General features: G+C 60.3%; 26 protein-coding genes. 12 read left to right on the forward strand and 14 right to left on the reverse strand.

What is annotated here, in order from left to right; genetic code table 11:
• Window positions 1-10: 10 nt before the first annotated feature.
• Together maiA and HU722_RS06365 are read left to right on the forward strand one after the other, a co-directional pair.
• Window positions 11-652 (forward strand): maleylacetoacetate isomerase, encoded by a 642-nt coding sequence (gene maiA, locus HU722_RS06360; protein WP_065879575.1) that lies wholly within the window; start codon window positions 11-13, stop codon window positions 650-652.
• Window positions 653-723: 71 nt separating this feature from the next.
• The gene (locus HU722_RS06365; protein ID WP_065871729.1) at window positions 724-2,091 is read left to right on the forward strand and encodes an MFS transporter; all 1,368 of its coding nucleotides are present in this window, start codon (window positions 724-726) and stop codon (window positions 2,089-2,091) included.
• Here HU722_RS06365 and HU722_RS06370 read toward each other — a convergent pair.
• Window positions 2,088-2,891, reverse strand: coding sequence for a SirB1 family protein (locus HU722_RS06370; RefSeq protein WP_049709855.1), 804 nt, complete (start codon window positions 2,889-2,891; stop codon window positions 2,088-2,090). The genes HU722_RS06365 and HU722_RS06370 overlap by 4 nt on opposite strands.
• A gap of 185 nt (window positions 2,892-3,076) precedes the next feature.
• Between HU722_RS06370 and HU722_RS06375 the strand changes: the two genes are divergently transcribed.
• The gene (locus tag HU722_RS06375; RefSeq protein WP_065871730.1) at window positions 3,077-4,096 is read left to right on the forward strand and encodes a Leu/Phe/Val dehydrogenase; all 1,020 of its coding nucleotides are present in this window, start codon (window positions 3,077-3,079) and stop codon (window positions 4,094-4,096) included.
• Between the two features lie 54 nt (window positions 4,097-4,150).
• Here HU722_RS06375 and HU722_RS06380 read toward each other — a convergent pair whose 3' ends face one another.
• Window positions 4,151-4,411 (reverse strand): YebG family protein, encoded by a 261-nt coding sequence (locus HU722_RS06380; RefSeq protein WP_003171979.1) that lies wholly within the window; start codon window positions 4,409-4,411, stop codon window positions 4,151-4,153.
• Window positions 4,412-4,657: 246 nt separating this feature from the next.
• Between HU722_RS06380 and HU722_RS06385 the strand changes: the two genes are divergently transcribed.
• Complete coding sequence (locus HU722_RS06385; protein ID WP_049709853.1) at window positions 4,658-5,146, forward strand: phosphate-starvation-inducible protein PsiE; 489 nt, start codon at window positions 4,658-4,660, stop codon at window positions 5,144-5,146.
• On the opposite strand, the gene HU722_RS06390 is transcribed toward HU722_RS06385, so the two are convergent.
• The 3 genes from HU722_RS06390 to HU722_RS06400 form a co-directional block, all read right to left on the reverse strand.
• A complete protein-coding gene (locus HU722_RS06390; RefSeq protein ID WP_065871731.1) occupies window positions 5,143-5,457 on the reverse strand; it encodes a DUF3509 domain-containing protein in 315 nt (104 codons plus the stop codon). The genes HU722_RS06385 and HU722_RS06390 overlap by 4 nt on opposite strands.
• Window positions 5,458-5,743: 286 nt before the next feature.
• Window positions 5,744-7,030 carry a serine/threonine transporter gene (locus HU722_RS06395; protein ID WP_065871732.1) on the reverse strand — a complete coding sequence of 429 codons (1,287 nt, stop codon included), beginning with the start codon at window positions 7,028-7,030 and terminating at the stop codon, window positions 5,744-5,746.
• Between the two features lie 60 nt (window positions 7,031-7,090).
• The gene (locus HU722_RS06400; protein ID WP_065879573.1) at window positions 7,091-8,467 is read right to left on the reverse strand and encodes an L-serine ammonia-lyase; all 1,377 of its coding nucleotides are present in this window, start codon (window positions 8,465-8,467) and stop codon (window positions 7,091-7,093) included.
• 137 nt (window positions 8,468-8,604) lie between these two features.
• Here HU722_RS06400 and HU722_RS06405 point away from each other — a divergent pair, with 137 nt between their 5' ends.
• Both HU722_RS06405 and HU722_RS06410 read left to right on the forward strand, forming a co-directional pair.
• Complete coding sequence (locus HU722_RS06405; RefSeq protein ID WP_065871734.1) at window positions 8,605-9,552, forward strand: LysR substrate-binding domain-containing protein; 948 nt, start codon at window positions 8,605-8,607, stop codon at window positions 9,550-9,552.
• Between the two features lie 212 nt (window positions 9,553-9,764).
• Window positions 9,765-10,175: an HPF/RaiA family ribosome-associated protein gene (locus tag HU722_RS06410; RefSeq protein ID WP_065871735.1), complete on the forward strand. Its 411-nt coding sequence runs from the start codon at window positions 9,765-9,767 to the stop codon at window positions 10,173-10,175.
• Between the two features lie 61 nt (window positions 10,176-10,236).
• Here the strand turns inward: HU722_RS06410 and fecA are convergent, their stop codons facing one another.
• From fecA to HU722_RS06425, 3 genes are all read right to left on the reverse strand, one after another.
• Window positions 10,237-12,573, reverse strand: coding sequence for a TonB-dependent Fe(3+) dicitrate receptor FecA (gene fecA, locus HU722_RS06415; RefSeq protein WP_065879572.1), 2,337 nt, complete (start codon window positions 12,571-12,573; stop codon window positions 10,237-10,239).
• Window positions 12,574-12,664: 91 nt separating this feature from the next.
• Window positions 12,665-13,606, reverse strand: coding sequence for a FecR domain-containing protein (locus HU722_RS06420; protein ID WP_065879571.1), 942 nt, complete (start codon window positions 13,604-13,606; stop codon window positions 12,665-12,667).
• Entirely contained in the window at window positions 13,603-14,091 is a 489-nt protein-coding gene (locus HU722_RS06425; protein WP_065871738.1) for a sigma-70 family RNA polymerase sigma factor, read from the reverse strand. The genes HU722_RS06420 and HU722_RS06425 overlap by 4 nt, the downstream gene beginning before the upstream one ends.
• Window positions 14,092-14,261: 170 nt before the next feature.
• Between HU722_RS06425 and HU722_RS06430 the strand changes: the two genes are divergently transcribed.
• From HU722_RS06430 to HU722_RS06450, 5 genes are read left to right on the forward strand one after another with little or no spacing between them, the layout of a single operon-like run.
• Window positions 14,262-14,564, forward strand: a complete 303-nt coding sequence (locus HU722_RS06430; RefSeq protein ID WP_025858985.1) for a DUF3649 domain-containing protein — start codon at window positions 14,262-14,264, stop codon at window positions 14,562-14,564.
• Window positions 14,561-16,135: a PepSY-associated TM helix domain-containing protein gene (locus HU722_RS06435; protein WP_065890470.1), complete on the forward strand. Its 1,575-nt coding sequence runs from the start codon at window positions 14,561-14,563 to the stop codon at window positions 16,133-16,135. Before HU722_RS06430 ends, HU722_RS06435 begins: the two co-directional genes overlap by 4 nt.
• Complete coding sequence (locus tag HU722_RS06440) at window positions 16,136-16,462, forward strand: DUF3325 domain-containing protein (protein ID WP_065879569.1); 327 nt, start codon at window positions 16,136-16,138, stop codon at window positions 16,460-16,462.
• 7 nt (window positions 16,463-16,469) lie between these two features.
• Window positions 16,470-17,048 carry an RNA polymerase sigma factor gene (locus HU722_RS06445; protein WP_049713413.1) on the forward strand — a complete coding sequence of 193 codons (579 nt, stop codon included), beginning with the start codon at window positions 16,470-16,472 and terminating at the stop codon, window positions 17,046-17,048.
• Entirely contained in the window at window positions 17,045-18,022 is a 978-nt protein-coding gene (locus tag HU722_RS06450) for a FecR family protein (protein ID WP_065890465.1), read from the forward strand. The genes HU722_RS06445 and HU722_RS06450 overlap by 4 nt, the downstream gene beginning before the upstream one ends.
• Here HU722_RS06450 and HU722_RS06455 read toward each other — a convergent pair whose 3' ends face one another.
• Window positions 18,023-18,373, reverse strand: coding sequence for a glutaredoxin family protein (locus tag HU722_RS06455; protein ID WP_065871742.1), 351 nt, complete (start codon window positions 18,371-18,373; stop codon window positions 18,023-18,025).
• Entirely contained in the window at window positions 18,373-19,377 is a 1,005-nt protein-coding gene (yejK, locus tag HU722_RS06460; protein WP_049709838.1) for a nucleoid-associated protein YejK, read from the reverse strand. Before yejK ends, HU722_RS06455 begins: the two co-directional genes overlap by 1 nt.
• Window positions 19,378-19,774: 397 nt before the next feature.
• On the opposite strand from yejK, the gene HU722_RS06465 reads away from it, so the two are divergent.
• Window positions 19,775-20,056 carry an HU family DNA-binding protein gene (locus HU722_RS06465; protein ID WP_003212743.1) on the forward strand — a complete coding sequence of 94 codons (282 nt, stop codon included), beginning with the start codon at window positions 19,775-19,777 and terminating at the stop codon, window positions 20,054-20,056.
• A gap of 195 nt (window positions 20,057-20,251) precedes the next feature.
• On the opposite strand, the gene rlmF is transcribed toward HU722_RS06465, so the two are convergent.
• The 4 genes from rlmF to HU722_RS06485 form a co-directional block, all read right to left on the reverse strand.
• Window positions 20,252-21,271: a 23S rRNA (adenine(1618)-N(6))-methyltransferase RlmF gene (gene rlmF, locus HU722_RS06470; protein ID WP_065890464.1), complete on the reverse strand. Its 1,020-nt coding sequence runs from the start codon at window positions 21,269-21,271 to the stop codon at window positions 20,252-20,254.
• A gap of 202 nt (window positions 21,272-21,473) precedes the next feature.
• On the reverse strand, window positions 21,474-24,320 hold the full coding sequence (locus tag HU722_RS06475; RefSeq protein WP_065871744.1) for a valine--tRNA ligase: 2,847 nt from the start codon (window positions 24,318-24,320) through the stop codon (window positions 21,474-21,476).
• Window positions 24,321-24,532: 212 nt separating this feature from the next.
• Window positions 24,533-24,910, reverse strand: a complete 378-nt coding sequence (locus HU722_RS06480) for a DNA polymerase III subunit chi (RefSeq protein WP_065871745.1) — start codon at window positions 24,908-24,910, stop codon at window positions 24,533-24,535.
• 7 nt (window positions 24,911-24,917) lie between these two features.
• A complete protein-coding gene (locus HU722_RS06485) occupies window positions 24,918-25,346 on the reverse strand; it encodes a DNA polymerase III subunit chi (RefSeq protein WP_065871746.1) in 429 nt (142 codons plus the stop codon).
• Window positions 25,347-25,398: the final 52 nt, after the last annotated feature.

A 25,398-nucleotide genomic window follows, 5' to 3' on the forward strand; every position in this document is an offset into this window, starting at 1 on the left:
GGGCAGGGCGATGGAACTCTATACCTACTACCGTTCCACCGCGTCGTACCGGGTGCGTATCGCCTTGGCACTCAAGGGCCTGGATTTCAGTGCCGTGCCAGTCAACCTGCTGGTGCCGGCGGGTGGTGCCAATCGCCAGCCGGAGTACCTGGCGATCAACCCACAAGGTCGCGTGCCGGCGTTGCGTACTGATGAGGGCGAGTTGCTGATTCAGTCACCGGCGATCATCGAATACCTGGAGGAACGTTATCCACAGGCGCCGTTGCTCTCCAAAGACTTGGCGACCCGCGCGCATGAGCGTGCGGTGGCGTCGATTATCGGCTGTGATATCCACCCACTGCATAATTCGAGCACCCAGAACCTGCTGCGGCAATGGGGGCATGACGAGACGAAGGTGTTGGAGTGGATCGGTCATTGGATCAGCCAGGGGCTGGGTGCGGTGGAGCAATTGATTGGTGACCAAGGTTATTGCTTTGGCGACCAGCCGGGGTTGGCTGATGCGTTTCTGATCCCTCAGCTGTATGCGGCAGAACGCTTCAAAGTGCCATTGGCGGCGTACCCGCGCATTGGGCGGGTGGCGGGGCTGGCGGCGCAGCATCCGGCATTTATCCAGGCCCACCCTGCCAATCAACCCGACACACCCCAACCCTAAATGTGGGAGCGAGCAAGCCCGCTCCCACATTTGTTCGGCGTGATCCTTATAAAAATAATAGGTACCTTGCGATGCACAACCAAATTGCCAGCTTTCGCGCGGCACTCGACGCCCGTCCGGTATCGCGCTATCAGTGGTTGATTCTCCTGTTGCTCGCGCTGCTGCTGGTCACCGATGGCTATGACGCCCAAGTGCTGGGATATGTCGTGCCAGCGCTGGCCAAGGATTGGGGGCTGGAGAAAGCTGCATTTGGTCCGGTGTTCAGCGCCAACCTGCTGGGGCTGACGCTCGGCTCATTGCTGGTCACACCCTTGGCCGATCGCTTTGGCGTACGCCGCATCCTGCTCGGCTGTGTGCTGATCTACGCCAGCCTCACCGTGTTGATGGTGTTTGCCAACTCGCTGAACACGCTGATGGCCGCACGGTTTATCTGCGGTATCGGCATGGGAGGTGCGATGCCGAGTGCGATGGCGTTGATGTCGGACTATTCCCCACCACGCTTGCGCACGCTGATGGTGACCTTGGCGGCTTGTGGCTTCTCGTTTGGCGGGGCCGCAGGTGGTTTCGTGGCGGCAGGGTTTATTGAAGGCTTCGGGTGGCAGGCAGTGTTTCTTGCCGGAGGCGTGACGCCGTTGCTGCTGTTCCCGTTTCTGGTGTGGCTGCTGCCGGAATCCCTGCCGCGTTTGCTGCGTGATGCCCCGCCCTATGCACGGTTGCGGACGGTGACGGTGCGTATGTTGCCCGACTGGCAACCGCCGCTGGCGACACAGGCAGAAAACCAACAGGAGCAAGGCAGCAAACTGACGGTCGTGGAGTTGTTCCGTAACGGCTACGCGCGCCCGACCGTGCTGATCTGGGCGACCTTTTTTGTCAGCCTGATCCTGCTGTATTTCATGATCAGTTGGTTGCCGTCGCTGCTTCTGGAAAGTGGGTTGACGCTGAAAGACGCCAATCTGGTGACATCGATGTTCCTGTTCGCCGGCACCTTGGGCGCCATCGGCATGGCCTGGTTCGCCGACCGCTTGAAAAGCAAAGTACGACTACTGTCAGGCGTGCTGGCGGCGGCTGCGGTGTGCACCGTTTTGCTCGGCCTGAACCATGACAACCCTCGCTATTTGGTGGCCTGCGTCTTTGCGGCCGGGTTTTGCATCATCGGTGGCCAGTTGACCCTCAATGCCTTTGCCAGCAACTTCTACCCGGCGCATGTGCGCGCTACCGGTACGGGCTGGGCATTGGGGGTAGGGCGATTTGGCTCAATCCTGGGGCCGCTGTTTGGCAGCATGCTGCTCGCGATGCATATCCCGGTGGAGCAGATTTTCTTCTTGTGCGCGATACCGGCGGTGATTGCGGCGTTGTTGATTATTCAGGTGCGTTCGCCCGGGGTTGAGCTGCCGAAGAACCCGATGACTGGGGATATTCTCAAGACGCCGCAGGCTTAATGCACCACTGAATTGGGCGGCAGGTGCCCCAGCCGCTCCGTCAGGCGCAGGCGTTGGATGGGGTCTTCGCTGAGCATCAACGCGTGCTCCAGGTCGAAGCGTTCGGCGTTAGGGCAGTCCAGGCGCTGATACAGGCTGGCCCTCGCCAGGTAATCGGCGGCGCTGGCATTGCCCAGTTCCAGCACGCGTTCGGCATCGACCAGCGCTTCAAGCGGGGCGTCATTGGAAAGGTGCAGTTGCCGCAGGTTGCGCGACAGCCGTTGCAGGATCGAACGCGGGTCGGCGGTGTGCAGGTGGTCGGCCTGCAACTTGAGGTTGGGGCCATATTGGCGTTGCAGCAGGTCGCGACAATCATTGGGGTACAGACGTCGGCCGCCGCAGGGGTCCAGCAGGTGATCGGCACCGGGTACCCGCAGCAGGAAGTGGCCGGGGAAATTCACGCCGACCATGGGGATGTCGAGGCGCCGCGCCAGTTCCATGGCGATCAGCCCCATGGCCAAGGGTTGTCCACGTTTGCGTTGCAAGACCTTGTCCAGCAGGGCGGCGGCGGGGCGCAAGGGGGTGAATTCATCCTGGGCAAACCCCAGGTCATTCATGCGCCGCAGCAGCGGCTGCGCCTGCTCATCCGCTGGCAGCATGGGCATGCCCAGGCTCACCTGCTGTTGCAACAGGGTCAGCTCCTGCAGGATCAGCAACGGCTGCACCGCCGGGTCATGCTCGGCGGCAATCCACAGCGCCGCTTCAAACAGCGCAGGTGGTGAGCGTTCCAGGCAGGCGAAAAAGGCTTTGCGGGGATTCATTGCATTCTCCGGCATATGCCCCCGTTTTAGCCTTGCTGGGATTTTTCGTCCAGTGGCTTAGAAAATATCCTGCGCTTATTTCCCAAGTCCCGCAAAAACGGGCGTCTTATTCCAGCGTGGTCCGGCACTTTTCTGCCACACGCCTATACTTGGCCCACTACCAGAAGTGATTCGGGAGCTTGACGATGTTTGCTCTCATGCATAGCACCCGCCTTGAATCGCTGCACTTGAGCGTCGACCCGGTCACCGGGCTGAAGGCGGTCATCGCCATCCACAACAGTCGCCTTGGGCCCGCCCTCGGTGGTTGCCGTTACCTCTCCTACCCCGACGACGAAAGTGCCGTGGCCGATGCCGCGCGCCTGGCCCAGGGCATGAGCTACAAGGCCGCACTGGCGGGATTGCCGGTGGGCGGCGGCACCGCAGTGATCCTGCGCCCAGGCCACGTGGAAAACCGCGCGGCACTGTTTGAAGCGTTTGGCCGTTGTATCGAACAACTCGACGGCCGCTACATCACCGCTACCGACAGTGGCACCTCGGTGGCGGACATGGATTGCATCGCCCAGCACACTCGTTACGTGACCAGCACCACCGCCGCGGGCGACCCTTCACCCCATGCCGCCATGGGCGTGTTCGCCGGCATCCGCACCACCGCCATGGCCCGCCTGGGCAGCGACAACCTGGAAGGCTTGCGCGTGGCCATCCAAGGCTTGGGCAATGTCGGCTACGCCCTGGCCGAACAACTGCACGCCGCCGGCGCCGAATTGCTGGTCAGCGACATCGACCATGGCAAGGTGCAGCTGGCCATGGAGCAACTGGGCGCGCACCCCATCGCCAACGAGGCGTTAATGAGCACGCCGTGCGACATCCTCGCGCCCTGCGGCCTCGGCGCCGTGCTCAACCGCCAGAGCGTCGGCCAACTGCGCTGCGCCGCCGTGGCCGGTTCCGCGAGTGCGCAACTGACCAACCTGCAAGTGGCCGACCAACTTGAAGGGCGCGGCATCCTCTACGCCCCCGACTACGTGATCAACTCCGGTGGCCTGATCTACGTGGCCCTCAAGCACAGCGGCGCAGAACTGGCGACCATTACTGCGCACCTGTCAAACATCGGTACGCGCCTAACCGAAATCTTCGCTCACGCCCAGGCCGAAAAACGCTCCCCCGCACGGGTGGCGGATGAACTGGCCGAACGGTTGCTGTACCAATAACCCGCTATTAAAAAGGCCCTGAATCGATGATTCAGGGCCTGTTCAATTCTGGCTTTATTCCGCCGCAGCGTTGAGCAACTCGGACAACGCGTCCGGCTGGCTCTTGAACGCCTTGGCAAATACATCGCGGTTCTTCGCCATGTAGATCCCGGCTTCTTCCACCTGCTGCTCACTCAGGGACGGCACGGCTTTTTGCAACACTTCTGCCAGCAGCTCAGCGAGCTCAAGCATTTTGTCATGACGGTCAGCTTCGGCTTTATCCATGAACAAACGCTCCAGATCTCGGCTGCTGCGGTATACCACTTCGACGGCCATTCACCACCTCACATGCCTTCACGATAGTTGTCTTTTGCGACTACTGTATTTATATACAGCAAAAAGAGTAAGCCAAACCGTGGGGTTTGGATAGCAGTTTTTAATGTAGCCCGTAAATACAGGTTAAGCGTGTCTCATGTCACCCGGCCATCATCTCATACCTGCCCTGGCCTTTTTTCTGCATGCAGAACAACCGTCACGTCCAACCCGCATTATCCGGTCGAGTCGACCTAAGGAAGCATCATCGTGAAAATCAACTGGGCCGAAAGGCTGCGCCAGCAAGTACATGGTCTGGCCGAGTCCCTGGGCAATCTGTTTGTCGAGTCGTTCCACTACCTGGCGTTGTTCGCCATTGGTGCGGTGACCGCTTGGGCAGCGGTGATGGAATTTCTGGGGATGCTGGAGAACGGGCACATCAAGATTGATGACATCTTGCTGCTGTTCATCTACTTGGAATTGGGCGCCATGGTCGGGATTTATTTCAAGACCAACCACATGCCGGTGCGCTTTCTGATCTACGTGGCGATCACCGCCCTGACGCGCCTGCTGATCTCCAACGTGTCGCACCACAACCCACCAGACGTAGGAATCATCTACCTGTGCGGCGGGATTCTGCTGCTGGCGTTCGCCATCCTGGTGGTGCGCTACGCGTCGTCGGCGTTCCCGTCGGTGAAGGTCGAAGGCCCGCGTCGCAAGGGCGGGGCGAGCCTGGAAACCGAGAAGGGCGAGCTTTAAAGCCCGACGCTGAAGGGCAGGGGGCGGGTGGGCGGTCGCTGTAGCACTTTGTGATCGCCATCTGTCATCACCGCCAGGATTTCCATGGCGCTGTGACCCTGTTCGATGGCAATACCGAATTGGATGCTCTGCACCAAACGCTTCAGCCGCTTTGGATCGTTGCGCTGTTCGGCGCTGATCATGCGTTTGGCCACCACCCCGTCCTCATTGGAGAGGGTGAGCATAATGCTGCCGTCCAACCGCTGGATGCTCAGGTTGACCCGATATTCCGGGGTGAAGGTGTCGGTGATGATCTGAAAAGGATTGTCCATGGTGCGTTACCGCCTGATAAGAACATGCAGTCATTGACGACCGGCGTTGGGATTAGTTCGTGTCTCCTGACCACCGGCCACTTCGTCGCTGAAGCGTCAAAAGATCCGTTTGCTTCATAAGCGGTACAGCAAGGGGCGTGCCGTGTGGCGAACTACCTGACTGCGACTGACCCCTGTGGGAGCGGGCTTGCCCGCGATTGCGGTTCGTCAGCTTGTTAATTTCTGACTGACGGACGGCTATCGCGGGCAAGCCCGCTCCCACATTGAATGGACGTTGTGGGCTATTTCAGGGCAGTACGGAAAAAACGATCGCAGACAGCGCAATCAGCCCGATCACCACCACAAATACATTCGAGACTTGGCCCGAATACTGGCGCAGGGATGGCACGCGGCGGATTGCGTACATCGGCATCAGGAACAGCAGGCACGCGATGATCGGCCCGCCCATGGTCTCGATCATGCCCAGGATGCTCGGGTTGAAAGTGGCCACGGCCCAGCAGGTCAGCACCATGAACAGTGCGGTGCAGCGTTCCAGCCATTTGGACGACATCGAACGATTGCGCCCACGCAGGGATTTGACGATCAGGCCCTGGAAGCCTTCGCTGGCACCGATGTAGTGGCCGAGGAAGGATTTGGTGATGGCCACCAGCGCGATCAACGGCGCGGCGTAAGCGATCACTGGGGTCTGGAAGTGGTTGGCCAGGTACGACAGGATCGAGATGTTCTGCGCCTTGGCTGCTGCGAGGTCAGCCGGTGACAGTGCCAGTACACAACTGAAGCAGAAGAACATCACGGTCAACACCATCATGCCGTGGGCGGTGGCCAGAATGCCGCTGCTTTTGCGCTCGGCTTGCGCGCCATACACGCGTTTCTGGTCGACGGCGAACGCGGAGATGATCGGCGAATGGTTGAAGGAAAACACCATCACCGGGATCGCCAGCCACAGCGTCTTGAAGAACAGTGGCAACGGCATGCCCTCACTGGCGGAGGCGAAGAACGCGCCGTTCCAGTTGGGGATCAGGCTCAACGCCAGTAACAGCAAGGCAGCGACGAACGGGTATACCAGCACGCTCATCGCCTTGATGATCACGCCCTGGCCGCAACGCACGATGGCCATCAGGCCGAGGATCAGCACCAGCGACAGGATCGCCCGCGGCGGCGGGGTCATGTGCAGTTGGTGCTCCATGAAGCTGCCCAGGGTGTTGGTCAGCGCCACGGCGTACACCAGCAGGATCGGGAAGATTGCAAAGAAATACAGCAGGGTGATCAGCTTGCCGGCGCCGACGCCGAAATGCTCTTCGACCACTTCGGTGATATCACCGGATTTGCCTGACAGCACAAAGCGCGTCAGCCCACGGTGGGCGAAGAAGGTCATCGGGAAGGCCAGCAGTGCCAGGATGATCAGCGGCCAGAAGCCGCCGACGCCAGCATTGATCGGCAGGAACAAGGTACCAGCACCGATGGCGGTGCCGTAGAGGCCCAGCATCCAGGTGGTGTCGTGCTGGGTCCAGCCGGTTGTGACGGTGCTCTCTACAGCAGGATTATCAGCAGCAGGTGTACGTACATCGGTCATCGTTATTGCCTCGTTATTATTTTTGCGCGGGCTCACGTTGGGGCAGTCAGGGAGTGCTCCTCAGCACTCCACCCAGCTGACCGCCAGGCCGCCCCGTGAAGTTTCCTTGTATTTGTCATGCATATCGGCGCCGGTATCGCGCATGGTGCGGATCACCCGGTCGAGGGAAATAAAGTGTTTGCCATCACCGCGCAGGGCCATTTGCGTGGCGTTGATCGCCTTGACGGCGGCGATGGCATTGCGCTCGATACACGGTACTTGCACCAGGCCACCGACCGGGTCGCAGGTGAGGCCGAGGTTGTGTTCAAGGCCAATTTCGGCGGCGTTTTCCAGTTGCTCGGGCGTGGCGCCAAGAATGTCCGCCAACCCGGCAGCGGCCATGGCGCAGGCCGAGCCGACCTCGCCCTGGCAGCCGACTTCAGCACCGGAGATCGAGGCGTTTTTCTTGCAGAGAATGCCCACTGCCGCCGCGGCCAGGAAGAAATTGACCACGTCGTCGTCAGACGCGTCGGCGTTGAACTTCATGTAGTAATGCAGCACTGCCGGGATAATGCCGGCGGCGCCATTGGTCGGTGCGGTGACCATGCGCCCGCCAGCGGCGTTTTCTTCGTTGACGGCGAGGGCGAACAGGTTGACCCACTCCATGGCCGACAAGGTTGACGTGATGACATTCGGTTTGCCGATTTCCAACAGGCTGCGGTGTAATTTCGCTGCACGGCGGGGCACGTCCAGGCCACCCGGCAGAATGCCTTCATCGCGCAGGCCTTGTTCCACGCATTCGCGCATCACCGACCAGATATGCAACAGGCCGCTGCGAATTTCGTCGTCGCTGCGCCACGCACGTTCGTTGGCCATCATCAGCTCCGATACCCGCAGGCCGTGCTTGTTGCAGAGGGCCAGCAGTTCAGCGGCGCTGGAAAAGTCGTAGGGCAATTCCACATCGCTGGTCGGCGCGATGCCCGAGGCTGCTTCGGCTGCCTCTATGATGAAACCACCACCCACCGAGTAATAGGTTTGCTCGTTCAGCAGGCCGTTTTCGCCGTAGGCGTGCAGGGACATGGCGTTGGGGTGGTAGGGCAAGCTTTCGTCCAGCAGTAGGAGATCTGTATGCCAGTTGAAGGCAATTTCCTGCTGGCCTGCGAGTAGCAGTCGTCCGGACTCGCGCAATTGCTGGATGCGTGCATTGATTGAGGTCGGATCGACCTGATCTGGCCATTCGCCCATCAGGCCCATCACGCAGGCACGGTCGGTGGCGTGACCGACGCCTGTAGCGGACAGCGAGCCATACAGGCGCACTTCAACGCGGCGGGTATCGCGCAGCAATTGGGTGTCGATCAGCGCTTGGGCAAACGTTGCCGCCGCCCGCATGGGGCCGACGGTATGAGAGCTGGAAGGGCCAATGCCTACCTTGAATAGATCGAAAACACTGATAGCCATGCTAAAGCCTTACAAGCAATGGAGTGGAAATCGCTGCCATCTTTTGTAGGACGAGCGGAATTAGCGCGATACTGAGGCTATGGATCGGCACTGACCAACGAATTATCCTAAGACACCCTTTAGCTGGACTAAACGCTATGACCCGACCCCTCCATGGTCAGACTTATGTGTGGCTGCACGTTTTTTCCTGTGCGGCGCGGCATTTGTCGTTCACCCGCTGCGCCGAAGAACTGCACATCACGCCGGGGGCGGTGAGCCAGCAAATCCGTCAGTTGGAGGAGCGATTAGGTTTCCGCTTGTTTCATCGACGCGCACGTGGCGTAGAGCTGAGTGCCGAGGGGCAGCGGTTGGCAGCAACGGTGGGTGAAGCCTACGGCAGCATCGATGCTGAATTGCAGCGCTTGGACGCGGGGATGATCAGCGGCACCCTGCGCCTGCGCTCGATCCCGTCGTTTCTCGGCAAGTGGCTGACCCCACGTTTACCGCGCTTGCAGCAGCGTTTTCCGGATATCCAACTGCGCATGGTTGCCGAAGACAGCAGCATTGCCCTGCATGAGGGCGACTTCGACCTGGCCATCGACTTGAATGACGGCAGCTACCCCGGCCTGTTATCTACAGCCCTGCTGGACGAACAGATCTTCCCGGTCTGCGCACCCAGCCTGTTGCGTGGTCGTCCACCGTTGCATGGCCCGGCTGATTTGGTGCATTTCCCGCTGCTGCACGACATCACTGCGTGGCGTGGGAGTTATGAGTACGCGGAGTGGGAGTTCTACCTGAATGCCATCGGCTATCACGTTGCCGATGTGCGTCGTGGCCACACCTTCAACCGCAACCACCTGACCATCGAAGCCGCCATCGCCGGCATGGGCGTGGCCATTGCGCGGCGCACTTTGCTTAACGATGAGCTGGAGCGCGGTACTTTGATCGTGCCGTTCGGCTTGGCCGTGCCTAACCACAAACGCTACGTATTGTTGTATGCGCCAGGCGCGCTGAACCATCCGGGCGTGCGGGCGGTCCATGATTGGCTGGTGGAAGAAGCGATGATTTTTCGCGGATTGCACCCCCTGGGAGAGGGGCAGTTGTAGGAAATTGGGCGAGTGAGAAGATGTACCCAACTCCCGACGATAACAGCGTGTTTGATCGTTGTCAGACTTAATTTGTAATGTGTGATTTATCTTTGCAAAGGGGTTGAATTGTTTCGCGGTCTGCCCAATTGTGTAATCAAGAGGTCATGGTTTTACCTGCCTGGTAAAGCAGTCGTGATCTCTCGCGAGCTAGCTGAAATAAGGGAAAAACTATGCAAATCCAAGTCAATAGCGATAACCATATTGAAAGCAGCATCCGACTGGAGGAGTGGGTACGTACTACCATTGAAAGCACGCTCGAACGTTATGAAGAAGACCTGACCCGCGTTGAGGTCTACCTGAAAGATGAGAACGGCGATAAGCCCGGTCCCCACGATTTAAGTTGCCGCCTGGAAGCACGGCCAAAAGGCCACCAGCCAGTGTCGGTCCTGCACAAGGCCGATACCCTGGAACAGGCGATCGACGGTGCAGCCACCAAGCTGGACCATGCGTTGGAACATTTGTTTGGCAAGCTGCAAGGCAAGCCACGCGCTGCCGGTAAAAACCTGCCGGCCAATAAAGTGAACGATGACGCGCTTGAAGAGGAATTCCTGGAAAACGAAAATGCTGCACTTAACAGCTGACAGTTTTTTCACACCCCACTAAAAACGGGCCTGCATTTGCAGGCCCGTTTTCGTTTCAGGCTTAAAACGCGATGGAGGTTTGCACGTAGACCGTGCGCGGCTCGCCTATGTATTTGCCCTTGTTGTTATCGTCGAACGAGCGGGTGAAGTACTGCGTGTTGAAGATGTTTTTCACCCCGACTGCCACGTTCAAGTCCGACAGCTGCGGGCCGAAGTCATATGCCGCGCGGCTGCTGAATAACATGTAGCCCGGGATGCGTCCGTTTGCGCCGTCAGCACTTTCCTTTTGGGTATTGGCGTTGTCGGCGAACTGGCTGCTCTGGTAGCTGCTGTCCAGGTTGAGCTTCCAGCGACCTTCGGTGTAACCCACGCCCAGAGTGCCCTTGTGCTTGGACGAGAAAGGCACGCGGTTACCTTTGTTCGGGCCGTCTTCGCGAATGGTGGCGTCGACGTAGGCGTAGGTGGCATAGACATCAAAGCCGGCCAGTGCCGGGCTCAAACCGTCGAGCGCATAGTTGACGCTGGTCTCGATACCCTGATGGCGCGTTTCGCCACGGGCAATCACCGAGTCGTTGGTCTGGTTGCTTTCGTACTGGTTGTCGAAGTTGATCAGAAACGCACCGATTTCCGCACGTAAGGTGCCGTCGTCGTAGCGGGTGCCCAGTTCCCAGGTGCGGGCTTTTTCCGGTTTCACTTCGCCGCTGGTCACGCGGTTGGGCATCTGGCTGTACTGCACGCTGCCGAACGAGCCTTCGGTGTTGGCGTAAAGGTTCCAGCTGTCGGTAAGGTGGTAGAGCACGTTCAGCGCCGGCAGCGCGGTGTTGTAGTCGCCCTTGTATTTGACGTTGGTGAGGTTGTTGGTCTGCTGGGACTCGATCATCTCGTAGCGAATGCCAGGGGTGATGGTCCACTTGCCGATATCAATCCGGTCATCGACGAAGAAGGCGTTGGCTTCGGTGCCGCCACGGGTGTCGCGGTCGTTGCGGCTGTCGGTGCTGGGGATTTGCTGGTTGGCGGCGATCGGCGTGCGGTAACGCAGTTCGTGGCCGGCTTCGTTGATGTAGCGGTAACCGACGCCGACTTCATGGCTGGTCGGACCCAGGTCAAAACCTTGGGCGAAGCGGGTCTCGATGCCACGTACCCAATATTCACGCGGGGACAGCGAAAGGAACGTGCCCTGGTCCAGGTAGCCGCTGCGCAGGGTCTTGGTGAAGAAGCTGTTCACGGTAAATTCGCGACGGTCCTGCTCATAGCGATAGCCGATGTTGAACATCGTCCGGCGGCCCCAGAATTTGTCGTAGGGGCGGGTGGACTGGTACGGGTCGGCCTTGTAGTTCGCGACGTTCAAGCCCCCAGGCATGTCGGCCTGGCCTTCGTAGTACTGCGCCATGGCGTTGAAACTGTTGGCGTCGTCGAGTTGGTATTTGCCCTTGAGAATCAGGTCGTCGATTTGCGTGTCGCTGTGTTCGCGCCAGTCGCCGCCACGGGTACCGGAGTACAAAATCGCCCCGCCCAGGCCATTGTCGGCGGTGCCGCCGGCGAGCAGGTTGCCGGTGGTCTTGAATCCGTCATGGCTGGAGGACGGGCTGGTTTCGGTCTGCAAGCCGCCTTTGACAGTGGGCGCGTCCGGAATTGCGCGGGTCACGAAGTTGACCACACCGCCGACGTTTTGCGGGCCGTAGCGCACGGCGCCGCCGCCGCGGACGACGTCCACCGCGTCCATGTTGCCCATGCTGATCGGTGCAAACGAAAGCTGTGGCTGGCCGTAAGGCGCGAAAGGCACCGGGATGCCGTCCATCAGCACCGTGGAGCGTGATGCCAGGCGCGGGTTGAGGCCGCGAATACCGAAGTTCAGCGCCATGTCATGGCTGCCGGTGCCGTTATTTTCCGGCGCGTTGACGCCAGGGATGCGGTTGAGCACGTCTTTGGCCTGGGTCGCGCCCTGGCGTTCGAATTCTTCACGGCGGATCACATCACGGGCGCCGGGGTGTTCGAAGACGTTGGTTTGCGCGGCGTCGCCGAGCCAGTCGCCGACCACGCTGGAGGTGCCCAACTCAATGCTGGCTGGGGCAGTGGCCGGTTGCAGGCTGTAGGCATTGTCGCCTTCGGCGCGGGCTTGCAGGCCGGTGCCTTCCAGCAGTTTTTGCAGGCCTTCAGCCGCGCTGTAGTTGCCCGTCAAGCCACGGCTCTGCCTGCCCGCCGTCACTTCGGAACCAAAGGAGATCAATACGCCGGCTTCGCGGCCAAATTGATTCAGTGCGGCTTCCAACGAAGTCGGCGCGATGTGAAAAGGCTTGGCGTCGGCGGCCATCACCTGAGGCAGTACGGTAAGACTCAGGCTGGCGCCGAGTAGGAGTTGGCGCAGTGAGCGGGCGAGAAGCGTCGGTTGCTGGGGCATGACGGGCGGTCCTGAGAAGGAAGGATCTAGGTGGCTTTCCTTCTCTGTCACGCGAGGTGTGGAAAACGGCTCATCGTTTTTAAGAAAAAGTTCAGGCGCGGGCCTGGACGGTCACCCAGTAGCGGGTAAACCGCCGGATTTTGACCGGCAGGCTCACTTCCAGCAGGTCGAGAATGCGTTCGCTGTTGTCCAGTGGATAGCTGCCGGAGATCAGCAGATTGGCCACCTGTGGGTCGCAATTAACCTGGCCACGCCGATAACGGCCGAGTTCGCCGAGGAAGTCTTCCAGGCGCATGTGAGCCGCGACCAGCATGCCGTCGGCCCAGGCGCCGCTGTTGGCGTCGGTAGGGCGCGGGGTGTCCCAGCCTTTGCGCGTGAAATTGACCTGATGCGAAGCCTGGACTGTCAGCGGCAGGCCGCTATAGGTATTGGGCATGACGTCGACGCGCCCCTCAAACACCGACAGTTGAGTGTGATCGTTGAACTGGCGCACGTTCAAACGCGCCGCCTGGCTGCTGAGCAGGCCCTGGCCGGTCAGCACCTGCAGCGGCGTATTGCCTGCGGCGCTGGTCAACAGGATCTCGCCTTCGAGCAAGCGGATCAGGCGTTGCTGGCCGTCGAAATGCACATCCACCGCACTGCCGGTATTGAGCTGCAATTGGCTGCCATCCGCCAGTTGTACCTTACGGCGCTGGCCGACGGGGCTACGGTAGTCGGCGCTCAGCGGCGGCACTATATGTTGCTGGCGCAGGCTCCAGGCGGCGGCTGAACCTGCGCCGAGTATCAGCAGCAGCTTCAGGGCCTGGCGTCGGCTGGTGGAGGTGGGGGCGTTCAGTGCCGCGTGGGCCAGCGGCGACGGCATGCCGCGCAGGCGCTGGTTGACGCGCTGCATGTGGTCCCACGCGCGCTGGTGTTCGCTGTGGGCGTTCAACCATTGTTGCCAGGCGGCTTGCTGGCGCGGATTGAGGGCGCCTTGCTGCATTTCCATCAACCAATGCACGGCTTGTTCGGCGACTTGCGTGGAAAAATTCATAGCGCGAAGTAGCAGCGCATCGCCGCTTTGCTCAAGTGGCGCTTAACAGTGGCGATGGAAATGCCCAACTCAGCGCCGATTTGCGCGTAAGTCAGGCCATCGAGTTGGGCCAGCAGGAAGGCACGCTTGACCTGCGTGGGCAGGCCGTCGAGCAGTTGGTCCAGCTCGATTAGGGTTTGCAGGATGATTGCGCGTTCTTCTTCCGACGGTGCCACGTGTTCGGGCATTTGCGCCAAGGCATCGAGATAGGCGCGTTCCAGGTCCTGGCGACGGTAGAAGTTGAACAGCACGCGCTTGGCGACAGTGGTGAGGAACGCGCGGGGTTCGATCAGCGTTGGTGTTTCCCGCCCGGTGAGCACGCGGATGAACGTGTCCTGAGCCAGGTCGGCGGCACTTTCCGGGCAGCCGAGTTTGCGTCGCAACCAGCCGGTGAGCCAGTGGTGATGGTCGTTGTACAAAACTTCGACGGTATTGGACGGGCTCAACGGGAACGCTCCGCAAGCATCGGCATGCTTTAGAGAACAAGAATTGTTCGCATTGTAGGGCGCATGAAGGGCTTCGGCAATCCATCTGCACAGGTGATTCATCCGTTCTCTTTTGCTTATGAGAATATTTATCATTAATATCGCGTGCTGATGAACCTGGCGCCTTCCGCATGAAAAGCAAAACCTCGCTGCCTGTCTCCTACCGTCTCGCCGTGACCTCGCGCGTACTGGCTGCTGTGGTGGGCGGTTACCTGATGGCTTCACTGGCCAGCATCTGCCTCGCGCTGTGGATGCCCACGTCACGTGCCGACGCTGTGATCACCGGGATGATGAGTTCATTCGTGTTCTATTTGCTGGCCGTGCTCTGGTGTTTCGCCTGCCGCAGCGCCGCACGCGCCTGGTTCGGCGTGATGCTGCCGAGCGCAGCATTTGCCACGCTGGCGGGCGTGGGCTTTTGGATGGCGCGCACATGAAAGAGGGCTTTCGCCAGGCCATGGCCTGGTTGCACACGTGGGCTGGATTGATCTTCGGCTGGCTGTTGTTTGCGATTTTTCTGACAGGCACGTTGGCGTATTTCAAAGACGAAATCAGCCACTGGATGCAGCCCGAAGTGCAGGCTCGTCCTCTGGACGATGCGCGTAGCCTGAACGTCGCTCAAACCTATCTGCAGCACGTCGCGCCGACCGCTGCCCGCTGGTTTATCACCCTGCCGGACAGCCGCGACCCCGGTCTGTCGGTAATGTGGCAGGACAAAGTCGACCCCGGCAAGCGTGGCAACTTCATCCAGAAAACCCTCGACCCGGTCACCGGCCAGGCGGTGCAGGCCCGTGAAAGCATGGGTGGCGAGTTCTTCTATCGCTTTCACTTCCAACTGCAAATGCCGCATCCCTGGGGCCGCTGGCTGTCGACCATTGCCGCGATGGTGATGTTTGTTGCACTGATCACCGGGATCATCACCCACAAGAAAATCTTCAAGGACTTCTTCACTTTCCGCCCCCGCAAAGGCCAGCGTTCCTGGCTCGACGGGCACAACGCGGTGGGTGTATTGGTGCTGCCATTTCACCTGATGATCACCTACAGCAGCCTGGTGATTTTCATGAGCCTGGTAATGCCGGCACCGATCCTGGCCTCGTACGGCAACGACACCCGCGCCTTCTTCAGTGAGGTGTTCCCGGCAACAAACAATGCACCGGCGCTTGGGCAACCCGGGCAGTTGAAGCCGCTGGTGCCGATGTACGAACAGGCGCGTGAGCATTGGGCGGGTGGACATGTCGGGCGTGTGGCGGTGAATAACCCCAGTGATGTGAACGCTTCGGTCAATGTGTTTCGCGCCGGCTCTGACAGCGTGGTGCATGATTTCGGCAGCACGGTGCCCTTTAACGGCACCACGGGCGAGCTATTGCGGGTCAGTGGTGAACAGTCACTGCCGGCCGTGATCGGCGGCAGTTTTTATGGCCTGCACATGGGCCATTTCGCCGGCCCGGTGCTGCGCTGGTTGTACTTTATCTGTGGTCTGGCGGGCACGGTGATGATTGGCACCGGGCTGGTGATCTGGCTTGGCAAACGCCAGCTCAAGCACGCAAAAAGCGCGGTGATGCCGTTTGAATTGCGCCTGGTGGAAGTGCTGAACATCGCCAGCATGTCCGGGCTGATGATCGCCATCGCGGCGTTTTTCTGGGCCAACCGTTTGTTGCCGGTGAGCTTCGCCGAGCGTTCCGACTGGGAAGTGCAAACCTTCTTTATCGCCTGGGGCCTGAGCCTGTTGCACGCCATGCTGCGCCGCGGTCGCCAGGGGTGGATCGAACAATTGAGCCTTGGCGCGCTGCTGTTTATCGCCATTCCACTGCTCAATGCGCTCACGACCTCCCATCACCTGGGCGTTTCCCTGGCAACGGGCGACTGGGCCATGGCCGGCTTCGACTTGACTTGCCTGGCCAGCGGTGTGTTCCTCGCCTGGGCCGCCTGGAAAATGCAGCAGCGTACGGTGCCTGCCTCCAAGCCTGAACGCGCACGCCGGTTGACGCTCAAGCAGGAGGCGAACTGAATGCTGCTCGCACTGGTGATGTGCTACGCGGGGTTCACCGCATTGTGCTTGTCTACCGATCGACATCACGGCGAACTGCTGCACAGCAAGCCATCGCCACGTCGTCGGCTGGGCCTGCGTGTGGCCGGTTGGGTGCTGCTGACGGTGTCGATCTGGCCCGCCGTGAATATCGCGGGTTGGGGCCAGGGCCTGGTGGAGTGGTGCGCGGTATTGATGCTCAGTGCGCTGTTGCTGGTGCTGTTGTTGCCGTATCGGCCAAGGCTGGCCTTGATCCTGGCGGGCGTCGGCCTGCTCGCCAGCCCTGTTGCGGCCTTTGCCACTCTTTGAGTTCAGCCTGATGATCAGCACGCCACCCGAATCCCAGGACAGCCCGCACGCTGACGCGGCAGGTGGACGTGCGCATTTCCTGCAGGTGTTTTTGTCCCAGCGTTCGCAGATGGAGGCCTTGGTGAGCCGTCGCGTGGGATGTCGCGCCACGGCGGCCGACCTGGTGCAGGACCTGTTCCTGCGCTTCTGGCGTCGGCCATTGGTGCAGGTCGAAGAACTCAGCACCTACCTGTTGCGCTGCGCCGGCAATATTGCCATCGACCACCTGCGCAGCGAAGGCGCGCGGGTGCGCAGCAGCGAAGGCTGGCTGCCCGAGCAGCAGGACAATCAGGGTTGCGAACCGCAGGCAGCGCTGGAAGCCGGCAACGATTTGCGCCACGTCGAAGCCGCCTTGCGCAGCTTGCCCGAACGCACGCGGCAGATTTTCCTGCTTAACCGCATTCACGGCCGCAAATACGCGGAGATCGCCAAGGCCATGGGCCTGTCCCAAAGTGCCGTGGAAAAACATATGATGCGTGCCCTCGAAGCCTGCAAAGCCAGCCTTCGCGAACCATCGCCCCCACGCACGCCAGGGAAAGCTCCGTGAACGTCACCCCCACGCCCGCGCAGGAGCAGGCCGCACTGGCTTGGCTGAGCCTGTTGCATGACCAACCCAGCAGCGGCGACCAGGCCACGTTCAGCCACTGGCTGCGCGCCGATCCCGCGCACGTCGAGGCCTACGCACAGGCTCAGGTGCTGTGGGAGTTGAGCGAAGTGCCGGCACGCAAATTGGCGGATGAAGAGGCCATGGCCTTGCAGGGCTATCTCAATGCGATGAACACCTCGAAGCGCTCACGGGTTGTGCGCTGGTCTGGCGCGTTGGCGATGGCCGCCTGTCTGGTGTTGATGGTGTCGATGGGCGCCGGTTGGCAGCCGTCGCGCTGGGTCGATGACTTCGGCGCCGACTACGTGACAGCGCCGGGGGAGGTCAGAACCGTCACGCTGGCCGACAAGTCCCAAGTCACCCTCGATGCCGACAGTGCCATTGCGGTGGATTTCAGCCAGGGTGAGCGGCATATCCAGTTGCGTCGCGGCGCCGGTTTTTTCAGCGTAACTCACACCGGGCAATCCTTTGTGGTGGAGGCGGGCAGCGGCGAAGCGCGGGTGTTGGGTACGCAGTTTGAAGTGCGCCTGCAACCGGAGGGTGCTCAGGTAACCGTGTTGTCCGGGCGCGTTGGCGTCATACCGTCCAAGCAGGGCCAGCAGCAAATTCTTACGGCAGGCCAGCAAGTGACCTACGTCGACGGTGTCGCCGACCCTCTGCATGCGGTCGACAGCGAATCACGCCTGGCTTGGCGTGACGGCTGGCTCAACTACTACAAGGCGCCGCTGGCCGATGTGATCAATGACTTGGGGCGCTACTATCCGGGCCGCATTCTGTTGCTCAACGAAGAGATGGGCGCCAAGCGGGTCAGCGGCAGCTTCCCGAGCAAAGACCCGCAGGCGGTGTTGAATGCGTTGCAGGCTGTGCTTGGCTTTGAGCAGCACACGGTATTGGGCCGGATGATCGTGGTGCGCTGATTACTTCAGCGCAGCCATGATCTTCTCGGGGCTGTAATCGCGGATCAGTGTGCCGTTTACATCCACGAACGGAATCCCACCGCCACCCAACGCCTCATACGCCTTGCGCGCCTGGGCGTCTTTTTCGATATCAAACGCCTGGTACGGAATGCCCTTCTGGTCCAGGAACCGGCGGATCTGCTTGCAGTAACCACACCACTCGGTGGAATAGAGCACCACACGCGCCGAGGCGCGGGTCTGCTCTGGTACCACCTGCGATGGGTTGAACACCCGCTCGATCTTGCCCCAGTTCTGAATCACCACCACGACCAGCAACACCAGCAGGACTTTCTTGAAAACCCCGCCGAGCATCAGTTGCGGCGCTTGAGCTGGTCGGTCAGTTGGGTCGGCAAGCCCTTGATGATCAAGGTACCGGCGGCTTCGTCGTATTCAATCTTGTCGCCCAGCAAGTGCGCTTCAAAGCTGATCGACAAGCCTTCGGCACGGCCGGTGAAGCGACGGAACTGGTTGAGCGTGCGTTTGTCAGCCGGTATCTCTGGCGACAGGCCGTAGTCCTTGTTGCGGATATGGTCGTAGAACGCTTTTGGCCGATCTTCATCGATCAGCCCCGAGAGTTCTTCCAGGCCCATCGGCTCGCCGAGCTTGGCCTGGCTGCTGGCGTAATCCACCAGGGTCTTGGTTTTTTCGCGAGCGGATTCGTCCGGCAGGTCCTCGCTTTCGACGAAGTCGCTGAAGGCCTTGAGCAGCGTGCGGGTCTCGCCCGGGCCGTCGACGCCTTCCTGGCAGCCGATAAAGTCGCGGAAGTACTCCGAGACTTTCTTGCCGTTCTTGCCTTTGATAAAGGAGATGTATTGCTTGGACTGCTTGTTGTTCTGCCACTCGGAGACGTTGATGCGTGCCGCCAGGTGCAGTTGGCCGAGGTCCAGGTGACGAGAAGGGGTCACGTCCAGCTCATCATTCACCGCCACGCCTTCGCTGTGGTGCAGCAGGGCGATGGCCAGGTAGTCGGTCATGCCTTGTTGGTAGTGGGCAAACAGCACGTGACCGCCGACGGAGAGGTTGGACTCTTCCATCAGCTTCTGCAGGTGCTCGACGGCAGTGCGGCTGAACGTGGTGAAATCCTGGCCACCGTCGAAATATTCCTTCAACCAGCCGCTGAACGGGTGCGCGCCGGACTCGGCATGGAAGAAGCCCCAGGCCTTGCCTTGTTTGGCGTTATAGCTCTCGTTAAGGTCGGCAAGCATGTTCTCGATGGCAGCGGATTCGGACAACTCCGAGTCACGCGCGTGAAGAACTGCAGGTGTGCCGTCGGGTTTTTTGTCGATCAGGTGGACGATGCAATGACGGATCGGCATAGGCTTCTCGGCTGGTTGAAGGGGAGCGGTGCGCCCTCCCCAAAAAGTTGCCCAGTGTACCGCACCCATTGGGCAAGACGCGCTTCGAAGGCGGTTTTGGGCACCCTCCGACGGTCCATATGCCTTTTTTTCACGGTTTAGAGCGATAAAGCTGACCAAATGGGTAGGTAGAGGCGGATATTTCCCCGTCTCTGTGCTAGTTTTGCCCCGTCTTACGCCAAGTCTCGGCGATAAGCGTGCATTCAGCATCTGTCAGGTCGAACCAATCCCCGTTTCAAGCATCTATAACCCCGATCTCCGTGGTTATAGCCGGGGGTGCCAGGCCATGACGGTCGGGCTCGACGGCTGACACTGCACTCTGCAATCCATATGAATTTGATAGGGAAGGAACACCACAATGGCTATTACTAAAGACCAACTGATCGCTGACCTGGCTGAAGCAGTAGACGCACCGAAGACCACCGTGCGCGCTCTGCTGGACCAACTGAGCCAGATCGTTGCTGATCAGCTGGAAAACGGCGGCGAAATCACTCTGCCAGGCGTTGGCAAACTGAAAGTGACCGAGCGTCCTGCCCGTACTGGCCGTAACCCTTCGACTGGCGCTGCCATCGAAATCGCTGCCAAGAAAGTTATCAAGCTGGTTGTGGCCAAAGGCCTGACCGACGCTGTTAACAAGTAAGACGCAGCAAAAAAACCGTGCTCCGGAGCGATCCGGGCACGGTTTTTTGTTGCCTGCGATTTACTGTGGTTGCGGGGTTGCTGTGGCGAGGGAGCTTGCTCCCGCTGGGCTGCGCAGCGGCCCCAAAAGTCTGGGAGCGCTTCGCACTGGAGCGCCAGCCCAGTCCCGCGGGAGCAAGCTCCCTCGCCAAATGGATCAGTCGCGCACCCAGCGCTGGCGCCAGATCTGCTGTTCGTTCTTGGTCTGGAAGGTCCAGGCCACAAAGCGGCTTTGCTTCTGCCCCTGGGACATTTCCACCACTTGGCTTTCCAGCACGCCGGCTTTTTTCAGTGCAGTCTCGATGGCGGGCAAGTTCGACGCTTTTGACACCAGAGTGCTGAACCACAACACCTTGTGGGCAAAGTGCGCGCTCTCGGCGATCAACTGGGTCACGAAGCGTACTTCACCGCCTTCACACCACAACTCGGCCGATTGGCCGCCGAAGTTCAGCACCGGCAACTTGCGTTTCGGGTCAGCCTTGCCCAAGGCTCGCCACTTGCGTTCGCTGCCCTTGGTGGCTTCGTCCATGGACGCGTGGAATGGCGGGTTGCACATGGTCAGGTCAAAGCGCTCACCCGGTTCCAGCAAGCCCAGCAGGATCTGCTTAGGGTTAGCCTGCAGGCGCAACTGGATGACCTTGCTCAAGTCATTGGACTGCACGATGGCCTTGGCTGCGGCCACGGCAGTAGGGTCGACCTCCGAGCCCAGGAAGTTCCAGCGGTACTCCATGTAGCCAATCAACGGGTAGACGCAATTGGCGCCCATGCCGATGTCCAGCACCTTGACGATTGAACCGCGCGGGATCTTGCCGTCGTTGACGCTGGCCAGCAGGTCGGCGAGGAAGTGTACGTAGTCCGCACGTCCCGGCACCGGTGGGCACAGGTAATCCGCCGGGATGTCCCAGTGCTGGATACCATAAAAAGCTTTCAGCAGCGCCCGGTTGAACACCCGCACCGCATCCGGGCTGGCGAAGTCGATGCTTTCCTTGCCGTAGGGGTTGAGGATCACGAACTGCGCCAGTTCCGGCGTGGTTTTGATCAACGCCGGGAAGTCGTAACGGCCCGTGTGACGGTTGCGCGGGTGCAGCGTGGCCTCTTTGCGCGGCACGACGGGCTTGGCCGTGGCTGCGGTTTTAGGCTTCTTGCGCGGAGGTTTTGGCGTGCTGGGGGGGGTCATGATGATTCTGGTGTTGGCTCAAAGTGGTGGGCATTGTCACACATTCTTGAGGTGATCTCGGTCAAATGTGGGAGCTGGCTTGCCTGCGATGGCATCAACGCTGTCGTGCAGGTACACCGAGTTGTCTGCATCGCAGGCAAGCCAGCTCCCACAAAAGGCAAAAAAAGAGACCCGAAGGTCTCTTTTTCACGCGGTTTACACCTTACAAGCTGGAAATCCGCGCATGTTGCTCCGCCAGCTTACCCAAGGCCTGTTCAGCCTCGGCCAGCTTGGCGCGTTCTTTTTCGATCACTTCAGCCGGCGCCTTGTCGACGAACGCCGCGTTGGACAGCTTGCCGCCCACCCGCTGCACTTCGCCTTGCAGGCGCAGGATTTCTTTGTCGAGGCGGGCCAGTTCAGCGCCCTTGTCGATCAGGCCAGCCATCGGCACCAGCACTTCCATGTCGCCGACCAGAGCGGTGGCGGACAGCGGTGCTTCTTCGCCCGCCGCTAATACAGTGATCGACTCCAGCTTCGCCAGCTTCTTGAGCAGTGCATCGTTCTCAGTAAGACGACGCTGATCCTCAGCGCTGGCGTTCTTCACAAACACCGCCAGTGGCTTGCCCGGCCCGATGTTCATCTCGGCGCGGATGTTACGTGTGCCCATCATCAGCGTCTTGAGCCATTCGATATCGCTTTCGGCCGCCTCATCGATACGCGCTTCGTTGGCCACCGGCCAAGGCTGCAGCATGATGGTCTTGCCTTCGATACCGGCCAGCGGCGCGAGGCGCTGCCAGATTTCTTCGGTGATGAACGGCATGAACGGGTGCGCCAGGCGCAGCGCCACTTCGAGCACGCGCACCAGGGTGCGGCGGGTGCCGCGCTGGCGTTCGACCGGTGCGTTCTCGTCCCACAGCACGGGTTTGGACAGTTCCAGGTACCAGTCGCAATACTGGTTCCAGATGAACTCGTACAAGGCCTGTGCGGCCAGGTCGAAGCGGAACTGGTCGAGCTGGCGGGTCACTTCGGCTTCGGTGCGTTGCAGTTGCGAGATGATCCAGCGGTCAGCCAGGGACAGTTCGACTTCTTCGCCGTTCTGGCCGCAGTCTTCGCCCTTATCCAGCACGTAGCGCGCCGCGTTCCAGATCTTGTTGCAGAAGTTGCGATAGCCTTCGACGCGGCCCATGTCGAACTTGATGTCGCGACCGGTAGAAGCCAGCGAGCAGAAGGTGAAGCGCAGGGCGTCGGTGCCGTAGCTGGCGATGCCGTCGGCGAACTCGTCGCGGGTCTGCTTCTCGATCTTCTTCGCCAGTTTTGGCTGCATCAGGCCCGAGGTGCGTTTCTGCACCAGGGTTTCCAGGTCGATGCCGTCGATGATGTCCAGCGGGTCCAGGACGTTGCCCTTGGACTTGGACATCTTCTGGCCCTGGCCATCACGCACCAGGCCGTGCACGTACACGGTTTTGAACGGTACTTGCGGCGTGCCGTCTTCGTTTTTCACCAAATGCATGGTCAGCATGATCATCCGGGCAACCCAGAAGAAAATGATGTCGAAACCGGTGACCAGCACGTCGGTGGAGTGGAATTTCTTCAGGAATTCGGTCTGCTGCGGCCAGCCCAGGGTAGAGAACGTCCACAGGCCCGAGCTGAACCAGGTGTCCAGTACGTCGTTGTCTTGTTGCAGCGCAACGTCCGGGCCGAGGTTGTGCTTGGCACGCACTTCGGCTTCGTCGCGACCTACGTAGACCTTGCCTGATTCGTCGTACCAGGCCGGAATGCGATGGCCCCACCACAGCTGACGGCTGATGCACCAATCCTGAATGTCACGCATCCACGAGAAGTACATGTTTTCGTACTGTTTCGGCACGAACTGGATGCGGCCATCTTCCACTGCGGCAATCGCAGGCTCGGCCAGCGGCTTGGTGGACACGTACCACTGGTCGGTCAGCCACGGTTCGATCACGGTACCGGAACGGTCGCCCTTCGGCACTTTCAGGCCGTGGTCGTCAACGCTCACCAGCAAACCGGCGGCGTCGAAGGCGGCAACGATCTGCTTGCGCGCTTCGAAGCGGTCGAGGCCGGCGTATTCGGCCGGGATCTTGCCGTCGATGCTCTCGTTCAACGTGCCGTCCAGGTTGAACACCTGGCAGGCCGGCAGTACGGCGGCATTCTTGTCGAAGATGTTCAGCAGCGGCAGGTTGTGCCGCTTGCCGACTTCGTAGTCGTTGAAGTCGTGGGCTGGAGTGATTTTCACGCAGCCGGTGCCGAATTCAGGGTCGCAGTAGTCGTCCGCGATGATCGGGATGCGACGGCCAACCAAAGGCAGCTCGACGAACTTGCCGATCAGCGCCTGGTAGCGTTCATCGTTCGGGTTAACCGCTACGGCGGCGTCGCCGAGCATGGTTTCCGGACGGGTGGTGGCGACGATCAGGTAGTCATTGCCTTCAGCGGTCTTGGCGCCGTCGGCCAGTGGGTACTTGAGGTTCCACAGGAAGCCTTTCTCGTCGTGGTTTTCCACTTCGAGGTCGGAAATCGCCGTGTGCAACTTGGTGTCCCAGTTGACCAGGCGCTTGCCGCGGTAGATCAGGCCGTCTTCATGCAGGCGCACGAAGGCTTCTTTCACGGATTCCGATAGGCCATCGTCCATGGTGAAGCGCTCGCGGCTCCAGTCGACGGACGAGCCCAAGCGGCGGATCTGACGGCTGATGTTGCCGCCGGACTGGTCTTTCCATTCCCAGATTTTTTCCAGGAATTTCTCGCGACCCAGGTCGTGACGGTTCTGGCCGGTGGCTTCGAGTTGGCGTTCCACCAGCATCTGCGTGGCGATACCGGCGTGGTCGGTGCCTGGCTGCCACAGGGTGTTGCGGCCCTGCATGCGGCGGAAACGGATCAACGCATCCATGATCGCATTGTTGAAGCCATGGCCCATGTGCAGGCTGCCAGTGACGTTCGGTGGCGGAATCATGATGGTGTACGAGTCGCCCGCACCTTGTGGGGCGAAATAGTTCTCGGACTCCCAGGTGTTGTACCAGGAAGTTTCGATAGCGTGGGGCTGGTAGGTCTTATCCATGCGCGGCGGGACCCTAGTTGGCATTAATTCAGGAAAGCCGGCAAGTATAACGGGGGAGGGCGTGGAGGGCGAGTTGAAGACGGACTAAAGGCCTATGCAAAACCAATGTGGGAGCTGGCTTGCCTGCGATAGCGGTATGCCTGCCACTGAAGATGTTGACTGAGACACTGCGATCGCAGGCAAGCCAGCTCCCACAAGGATCTGGACAGCTATTAAGACTGGTACTGGTTAAGCAACCTTTCCATCCGCGCATCCAACCGACGCTTGATCTCGGTCTCGATATGCGGTGCGAAATCGTCGATCACGTCTTGCATGATCAATTGCGCAGCGGCGCGCAGCTCGTTATCCAGGTGCAGCAGTAGGGCGTCCGGGCCTTTTTCAGCGGGGGCGGGTTCTGCTGCTGCAGTGACTGCCACCGGGGCTGCGGGCTTATTACCGACCATGTCGAATAACAGTGGAATCTGTACCTCGCTCTCGACCGTCTCGGTCAGCAGCGGCGGCTGCAAGTCATCATCACCCAGCAACTGGCGGATCGACTCGAGGTCGTCCAGCAGGTGGTCGTCTTTTTTTACAGAATTGGGAGTGTCCATCGTGTGCTCAAAGTCGTTGTAGCCGGTGATCTTGCAGAGGATAGCCCTGTTCGCGGTAGAAACGGAAACTCTCCCGCGCGGCCTGACGAATAGCCGGATCTTCCACCACCACCTCGGCCACGCGGGCAAATGCCTTGGCAAAGGGGGGGACTTTCAGGTCAAGGTTGACCAGCAGGTCCTGGTGATCGCCGCAGTTGTCGCCCAGGCCTAATACCACCTGGCCTTCGGGTTCGGATTCTGCGGCGCCGTGGGGCACGAAGCTTTCGCCCTTGAAGCGCCACAGGCGGGCATCCAGCTCGTCGCGCTGGGCGGCATCGCTGCAATGCAGGTAGATGCGGTGGCCCATGCGCCAGGCCTTTTCGGTGAGTTTGCAGGCAAAGTCCAGGCGCGCGAGTGGGTCGGCGCTGGGCAATATATAGAAGTCGACTTGGGTCATTGGGGTCCTTATAGCCGCGCCGCAATTAAATCGATCACCCTTCGCCGCAAAG

This window comes from Pseudomonas tritici (genome assembly GCF_014268275.3).
In the GTDB taxonomy this organism is placed as follows: Bacteria; Pseudomonadota; Gammaproteobacteria; order Pseudomonadales; family Pseudomonadaceae; genus Aquipseudomonas; species Aquipseudomonas tritici.